The 7344-nt window shown below is 73.7% G+C and carries 6 protein-coding genes and 3 pseudogenes; 5 read left to right on the forward strand and 4 right to left on the reverse strand.

Translation table 11 applies throughout. The features are described 5' to 3' along the window. The 4 genes from AOK09_RS33630 to glnII all read left to right on the forward strand — a co-directional run. Window positions 1-633, forward strand: a 633-nt coding sequence (locus AOK09_RS33630; protein ID WP_157876142.1) for an MFS transporter, incomplete at its 5' end; no start/stop codon positions are given. 42 nt (window positions 634-675) lie between these two features. Further along, on the forward strand, window positions 676-2382 hold the full coding sequence (locus tag AOK09_RS33635) for an aldehyde dehydrogenase family protein (RefSeq protein ID WP_055591012.1): 1707 nt from the start codon (window positions 676-678) through the stop codon (window positions 2380-2382). A 242-nt stretch (window positions 2383-2624) separates the two neighbouring features. After that, window positions 2625-3626, forward strand: a complete 1002-nt coding sequence (locus tag AOK09_RS39740; protein WP_055591013.1) for an SCO1860 family LAETG-anchored protein — start codon at window positions 2625-2627, stop codon at window positions 3624-3626. Window positions 3627-3790: 164 nt separating this feature from the next. After that, window positions 3791-4810 (forward strand): glutamine synthetase, encoded by a 1020-nt coding sequence (gene glnII, locus AOK09_RS33645; RefSeq protein ID WP_055591014.1) that lies wholly within the window; start codon window positions 3791-3793, stop codon window positions 4808-4810. A 99-nt stretch (window positions 4811-4909) separates the two neighbouring features. Here glnII and AOK09_RS33650 read toward each other — a convergent pair whose 3' ends face one another. Continuing rightward, window positions 4910-5839, reverse strand: a complete 930-nt coding sequence (locus tag AOK09_RS33650) for an aminoglycoside phosphotransferase family protein (protein WP_055591015.1) — start codon at window positions 5837-5839, stop codon at window positions 4910-4912. Window positions 5840-5900: 61 nt separating this feature from the next. Further along, window positions 5901-6071 (reverse strand): annotated as a pseudogene (locus AOK09_RS38560) (carboxymuconolactone decarboxylase family protein); the annotation flags it as partial. On the opposite strand from AOK09_RS38560, the pseudogene AOK09_RS33655 reads away from it, so the two are divergent. Then, a pseudogene (locus AOK09_RS33655) lies at window positions 6069-6488 on the forward strand (PLP-dependent aminotransferase family protein); the annotation flags it as partial. The pseudogenes AOK09_RS38560 and AOK09_RS33655 sit on opposite strands and share 3 nt — an antisense overlap. Window positions 6489-6515: 27 nt before the next feature. Here AOK09_RS33655 and AOK09_RS33660 read toward each other — a convergent pair. Together AOK09_RS33660 and AOK09_RS33665 are read right to left on the reverse strand one after the other, a co-directional pair. Further along, window positions 6516-6917: a VOC family protein gene (locus AOK09_RS33660; RefSeq protein WP_055591017.1), complete on the reverse strand. Its 402-nt coding sequence runs from the start codon at window positions 6915-6917 to the stop codon at window positions 6516-6518. 59 nt (window positions 6918-6976) lie between these two features. After that, window positions 6977-7344: pseudogene (locus AOK09_RS33665) on the reverse strand (SDR family NAD(P)-dependent oxidoreductase); the annotation flags it as partial.

Below are 7344 nucleotides of genomic sequence, written 5' to 3' on the forward strand. Positions count from 1 at the left end.
GCCCCCTCCTACCGCCGCATCCTCGCCACCCGCACCTGGGCCGGCGCCGCCGTCGCCTACTTCGGCACCTACTGGGTGATCGCCCTGGCGCTGGTGTGGATGCCCTCCTACCTGCACGACGGCCTGGGCTACTCCACCACCGTCTCGGCCGACCTGGTCGCCGTGATCTGGGCGGTCAACGCCTTCACCATGCTCGGGCAGGCCGTACTCACCGGGTGGCTGATGCGCCGGGGGGTGAGCAGCCGCTGGGCCCGCGCCAGGGTCGGTGGCATCACGCTGATCGTCTGCGCGCTGGCCTGCCTGGCGCTGCCCGGACGTCCGCGGGGCCCGGTGGCCGTACTGCTGCTGCTGGTCGGGTTCGGTCTCTGCGGGGTGATGTCGAGCATCTCGGTGACCTCCGTCGCCGAGCTGGTGCCCGCCCGGCGCCGGGGCGGAGCCCTGGGCCTGATGAGCGCGGTGGTGACCACCGCCGGACTGATCGCCCCCACCCTGACGGGCCGTCTGGTCGACACCCAGGGCACCGCCGGATACCAGCACGCCGTGCTGCTCACGGGGGCGCTGCTCCTGGTCTGCGGTGCTGCCGCGTTCACCCTGATCGACCCCGCCCGCGACGCCCACGGCCTGGCCGCATGACCTCCCCCGCGACTTCCTCCGTCCGCCCCGCCAAGGAGTGACGTGAACAGCACCACCATCGACACCGCTGCCCTCGACCGGGTGCTCGGCGAGTTGCGTGACGGCGCCCGGTCCTGGGCTGAGGCCCCGCTCGCCGAGCGCATCGGCCTGCTGGAGCGGCTGATGCCGCGGATCCGGGACGGCGCCGCCGAGCTGGCCGCGGCCGGCGCCGCCGCCAAGGGCTACGGCCCCGACTCCCCCTGGGCCGCGGAGGACTGGGCCGGCGGCCCCTGGGCGCTGGCCCAGAACATCAGCGCCCGTCTGCACGTCCTGCGCCGCCTCGCCGCCGGCCGCGAACCGCTGCCACCGGGCGCGGTGCACGAGGCCGGCGGCCGCACCAGGGTCGACGTCTTCCCCGTCACCGGCTGGGACACACTGCTGCTGAGCGGCTTCTCGGCCCAGGTCAGGATCCGGCCCGGGGTCGGCGCCGACCAGGTGCGGGACCGGGCGGCCGGCCAGTACCGCGGCCACGCCCGGCCCGCCGGTGTGGCGCTGGTGCTGGGAGCGGGCAACGTCGCCGCGATGACCGCCGTCGACATCCTGCACCAGCTGTACAGCGAGGGCCGGGTCGTCGTCGCCAAGATGAACCCGGTCAACGCCTATCTGCGCCCCCACTTCGAGCGGATCTTCGCCGAGTACCTCGAACGCGGCTGGGTGCGGTTCGTCGACGGGGGCGCCGCCGAAGGCACCTACCTCACCACCCACGACAGCGTGGACGCCCTTCACATCACCGGCAGCGACCGTACCCACGACGCCATCGTCTGGGGCGCGGACGACCGGGCCGCCCAGCGCCGCCGTGACGACACCCCGCTGGTCGACAAGCCCTTCACCAGCGAACTGGGCGGCGTCAGTCCCTGCATCGTGGTCCCGGGCCGCTGGAGCGCGGCCGACTTCCGCTTCCAGGCCGAACACATCGTCACCAGCAAGATGAACAACTCCGGCCACAACTGCATCGCCAGCCAGATACTGGTGCTGCCCCGCACCTGGGACGGCACCGAGCGGCTCCTCGACGAGATCCGCGACGTCCTGCGCGCCCTGCCCGCCCGCACCGACTACTACCCCGGCGCCCGGCAGCGGCTGACCGCCGTACTCCGGGCGCACCCGGGGGCCGAGCGCCACGCCGACGGCTGCCGACTCCTGGTCCCGGACGTCACCGACCACGACGACGTACTGATCACCGGCGAGGTCTTCGCCAGCGCACTGGGCGTCGTACGCCTGCCCGGCGACACCCCGGCCGCATTCCTGCGCCACGCCGTCGACTTCGCCAACAGCACCCTTCCCGGCACCCTCGGCGCGACCCTCGTGGTCCATCCCCGTACCGAGAGGGCCCATCCCGCCGCAGTCGAGTCGGCCGTCGCCGATCTGCGCTACGGCACCGTCGGCATCAACACCTGGTCGGCCCTCGGCTTCCTCCTCGGCTACACCCCCTGGGGCGCCCACCCCGGCCACACCCGACAGGCCATCGGCAGCGGCATCGGCTTCGTCAACAACGCCTTCATGATCGAGGACATCGAGAAGACCGTGCTCCGGGCCCCCTTCGCCCCGGCCCCCCGCGGCCTGTTCACCGGCTCCCCGTCGCTCTCGCCCCGACCGCCGTACTTCGTCACCAACCGCACCGCACGCACCACCCTCCAGCGCCTCACCCGCTTCACCACCGCACCCGCCCTCGCCAAGCTGCCCGCCGTCCTCGCCTCCGCGCTCCGCGGCTGACCGGGGAGACCGCTGCCGAACCGCACCGACCCTCCGCGCCGGCCGGCAGGCAGGCCGTGGGCGCTCGGGGGAGAAGCGTTTCGTGACGGAAGTTCACTCCTGAGGTTGAATCACTCGTAAGAGTGAACTCACCCTCTGTGCCTACCGAGTGACGATCTGTTCGACAGGATGGCTCCACCCCCGAGCGTGGTGTGATGCCCATCGGCCGGGGGATTCCGTCCGCCGTGTGTGGGAGTTTCCTCGTGTCTTCCGTCTTCTCCGCCATATCCGGGCTGCGACCGGGTGCCGTCGCCGTGGCCGCCGCCGGTCTGGTCGTCGCGGGGCTGCCGGCCGCCGCCCAGGCAGCCGGGCCCGCCCATGCCGCCGGGAGCGGCCGGGCCACCGCGACCGCCGCCGAGGTGCGGCTGGACGTCGGCCTGCTGAACCGCACCGTCGACGTGCCGGTGGACGTCTCCCTCAACAAGGTGAGCGCTCCCGGACAGGGGGGCGGCACCATGCTCACCGCCCGGGTCGACGGGGTGGCCCAGGGGGCCCCGATCACCCTGGTCAAGGCGCAGCTGGGCACCGCCCGCGCCACCGTGGACCGCAAGGGCGCCAGGGCCTCGGTGCGGCTGGTGGGCGCCGATGTGCATGTGCCCGGACTGCCGCTCACCGCGCTGCTGGGCCTGGAGGCGGTCACCGCCGCGGTCGACTGCCCGGTGGACGGGCGTCCCACCGCCGAGGCCGACGTACTGGGCACCCTGCGGGTGCTGGGCCGCCGGGTCACCCTGACCGCCGCCGGTCCGACCCGGGTCGCCGTGCCGGGTGTCGGCGTGGTCTCGGCCGAGCTGTCCCGCAGGGCCGTCACGTCCACCACCGCGGCCGCGACCGCGCTGGAGCTGGACGTCACGGTGAACCCGCTGAAGCTGAACGTCGCCAGGGTGGCCGGCCGGGTCACGGTGGCCTCGGTGAGCTGCGTCAGGCCCGGTGCGGCGGACACCTCCACCACGACCACCGCCCCGTCCGCGCAGCCTCCGGCCACCGCGTCGGCGCCGGCCACCGCTCCCTCGTCCGCGGCGCCGTCCGGTTCCGCCGCGCCGTCCGCGTCCGCCTCCGCGGCGCCCAACGCGCCGCGGACCACCGATGCCGATCTTGCGGAGACCGGCGGCTCGGTCAGTCCGCTGCTGCTGGGGGGCGCCGCGGTGCTGGTGGTCGTCGGTGCCGGGGCACTGCTGGTGGTGCGCCGCAGGCGGGGCTCGGTGTAGGAGGCTCCCCATAACAGGCCCTCGCGGGCTGTGGGCCGGAGGGTACCCGGGTGGCCGTCTCAAGTCGGTTCACATGGTGTTCACATTGGAGGAACAACCGGGAAATGGCACCTTGCAATGCTCCGGGTGCACCCCTCCCACCCCACCCCGCGAGGATTCCGCCAGTGAGCTACAAGGCCGAGTACATCTGGATCGACGGCACCCAGCCGACCGCCAAGCTGCGCTCCAAGACCAAGATCCTTGCTGACGGTGCCGAGCTGCCCGACTGGGGCTTCGACGGTTCCAGCACCAACCAGGCCGAGGGCCACGCGTCGGACCGCGTGCTCAAGCCGGTCTTCTCCTGCCCCGACCCGATCCGCGGCGGCGACCACAAGCTGGTCCTCTGCGAGGTCTACAACACCGACGGCACCCCGCACGAGACCAACACCCGTGCGCTGCTCCGCCCGGTCGCCGAGCGGTTCGCCGGCCAGGAGCCGATCTTCGGCATCGAGCAGGAGTACACCTTCTTCGACGGCAGCCGTCCGCTCGGCTTCCCCGAGAACGGCTTCCCGGCGCCCCAGGGCGGCTACTACTGCGGTGTCGGTGCCGACGAGATCTTCGGCCGCGAGATCGTCGAGAAGCACCTCGACAACTGCCTCGAGGCCGGCCTCGGCATCTCGGGCATCAACGCCGAGGTCATGCCCGGCCAGTGGGAGTTCCAGGTCGGCCCGCTCTCCCCGCTGGAGGTCTCCGACCAGATGTGGGTGGCCCGCTGGCTGCTCTACCGCACCGCCGAGGACTTCGGCATCTCCGCCACTCTGGACGCCAAGCCGGCCAAGGGCGACTGGAACGGTGCCGGTGCCCACACCAACTTCTCCACCCGGGCGATGCGTGAGGGCTACGACCCCATCATCACCGCCTGCGAGGCGCTCGGCGCCGAGGGCAAGCCGATGGAGCACGTCAAGGAGTACGGCTTCGGCATCGAGAGCCGCCTGACCGGTCTGCACGAGACCGCCCCGTGGAACGAGTACAGCTACGGCGTCTCCGACCGCGGCGCCTCGGTCCGCATCCCGTGGCAGGTGGAAATCGAGAAGAAGGGCTACATCGAGGACCGCCGGCCCAACGCCAACGTCGACCCCTATGTCGTCACCCGGCTGATCGTCGACACCTGCTGCTCCGCCCTGGAGAAGGCCGAGCAGGTCTGATCCGCAGCCACTCCACGCCGTGCCCGCCGGACGCCCCCGTCCGGCGGGCATCCGCGCTTTCGGCCCCCCGTCCCCGGACCACGGGCGGCCGGGGACGGGTCAGAGCCCGGCCAGCTCCGCCAGCAGCGGGGCCCGGTCCATCGACCCGACGTCCGTACGGCCCTCGTCCAGGGCCCAGAGCGCGGACTCCACCTGGCGGGCCAGCGCCCAGGCCGCCAGCCGCCGGGCGTCCTCGCCCAGGGCATCGGCCAGCAACGCCAGCCGCCGGGAGAGCACCCGCCGCGGATCGGGGTGCGCGAACGGGTCGTCGAGCTGCGCCAGCAGCGGCGAGGGGTCGTACGCCGGATCGCCGGTCATCGGCTTGGCGTCGATCGCCAGCCAGGGGCCGCGCCCGGAGAGCAGCACATTGCCCGGGTTGAAGTCGCCGTGCAGGACGACCCGCCGCACGGCCGAGGCAGGGAGCTCACGCAACAGCCGCACCCCGTGGGCCACCAGACCCGGATCGAAGTCCGGCCGCAGCCGGGCCATCCGCTCCTCCGCCGTGTCGGCCCAGCAGGCGGCGACCGCCTCCAGCGGCTCCAGGCCGGTGGCGAGCGCCGGGTCGGCGGTCCACAGCCGACCGAGCACCTCGGCGCCGAGCAGCAGCCGCTGCTCGGCGCCCAACTGCTGTGCGGCCCGCAGTTCGGTGCCGGGATCGCAGCGCTCCAGAAGCAGCGCACAGCGCCCGGCGTCGTGAGCCAGCACCCGGACGGCGCCGTGCCCGTCCCACAGCCGGAGCGCCTCGGCCTCGCCCACCGCCTCCGGATGCGGCCAGCTCACCTTGAGGACGGCCCGCCTCCCGTCGGGCAGTTCCGCCGGGGCCACCCAGGCGCAGCTGCCGCCGAGGAACGGCGCCCCCAGCCGCAGCGACCAGAGGTCGCGCAGCTCCTCGACCAGGGCGGGCAGCGCGGTGAGCCAGTCCCGTCCGCTGTCGCTGCCGCCGAGGGTCGTCAGCACGGGCAGCGACGGGGGGAAGAGGTCGACGGTCATGGCACCTCGCAGTGCGGTGGGCGGTGGGCGGCCCTCATGGTCGCAGCGGCCGGGGGCCGGATCAACGCGATATCGCGCGCTGATCGGTCCCCGGGGTCCTGCGGGTGGCGAGGGCGATCCGGTTCCAGGTGTTGATGGTGGTGATCAGCGCGAGCAGCCGGGCGAGCTCCTCCTCCGCGAAGTGCTCGGCGGCCCGTGCGTACACCTCGTCGCCGACGCCTGCGGAGGGGACGAGGTGCTCGCCGCCAAGGGGGAGCGGGAGCCGTACGCCGGCGCTCTGGAGCAGCTCACGCTCGCCGACTTCATCGAGTCCGGCGGCTACGACCGCCACGTCCGGCGGATGCGGCAGCGCTATCGGGGCCGTCGCCGTCTGCTGGCGTCCGTACTGGCGGAGCAGGCGCCGCACATCGGGCTCAGCGGTGTCGCCGCGGGGCTGCACGCCGTGCTGCGGCTGCCGCCGGGCACCGAGCGGTCGGCGGTCCGGGCCGCCGCCTGGCAGGGCCTGGCGCTGGAGGGACTGGCCGGCTACCGCCACCCCGACGCGGTCTCACCGGTGGTCGACGGGCTGGTGGTGGGGTACTCCGCGCCGTCCGACCGGGCGTTCGCGGAGGCGCTGGGTGCGCTGTGCCGCGCGTTGCCCCCGCCGTGACGGGCGGGGGCGACGGTGCGGCCCGCGCTATGCGGAGGCGCCGCGCGGTGCCAGCCACTCCTGCAGCTCGACCAGGTTCCCTTCGGGGTCCTGAAGGTGGGCGACCCGCATCCGGTCGCCCATGGGTGCGGGGTCCCGGGTGAACTCGGCTCCCCGGCCGAGGAGTTCGGTGTGGGCGGCGTCCAGGTCGTCCACCCGCAGGACGACCAGGGCGCGGTACCCCTCGGCCTGCCGCGCGAGCTGCTCCAGTACGGCTGCGGCCTGCGCCCGGTCCTGGAGGGCCACCGCGCCGTTCCCGGTGTCGGGGCTCAGCTTGGCGTAGGGGCCCTGCTCGGCCTCGAACTGCGGCTTGAGGCCGAGCACGTCCCGGTAGAAGCGGTAGACGGCGGGGAAGTCGGACACCAGCAGGCGGATCTGGGTGAGTTCCATGGCCGCCTTTCTACCGGGTGGCGGCCGGGTCGCCCGCTGCGGGTGCGGGCCCCTCGTCCTCACCCCAGCGGGCTGAGCCCGTCGGGTCCCAGCCGGTAGGCGGGGTGCGGTTCGGCGGTGGCGGCCAGCTCCAGGACGGCGGCGCCGACCTGGTCGGGGGTGAGCACGGGGCCGAGGCGGGAGAGGTGGGTCTCCACGTCGACACCGGCCCGTGCCGCATAGCCGGTGACCGCGCCCAATCCCAGGTCGGTGGCGGGGGTGAGGGTGGGGAGCAGGGAGGCAAACCGGATGCCGAGTCCGGCACGCCGGGACTCCTCGGCGGCGTACGCGGTGGCGAAGCGGACCATGGCCTTGGCTCCGGCGTATCCGCCGCTGATGGGGGAGCCGCCGATCGCCGCGCCGCTGGAGAGGGTGACCACGGTGCTGC

It is taken from the genome of Peterkaempfera griseoplana, from assembly GCF_001418575.1.
Taxonomy (GTDB): Bacteria; Actinomycetota; Actinomycetes; order Streptomycetales; family Streptomycetaceae; genus Peterkaempfera; species Peterkaempfera griseoplana.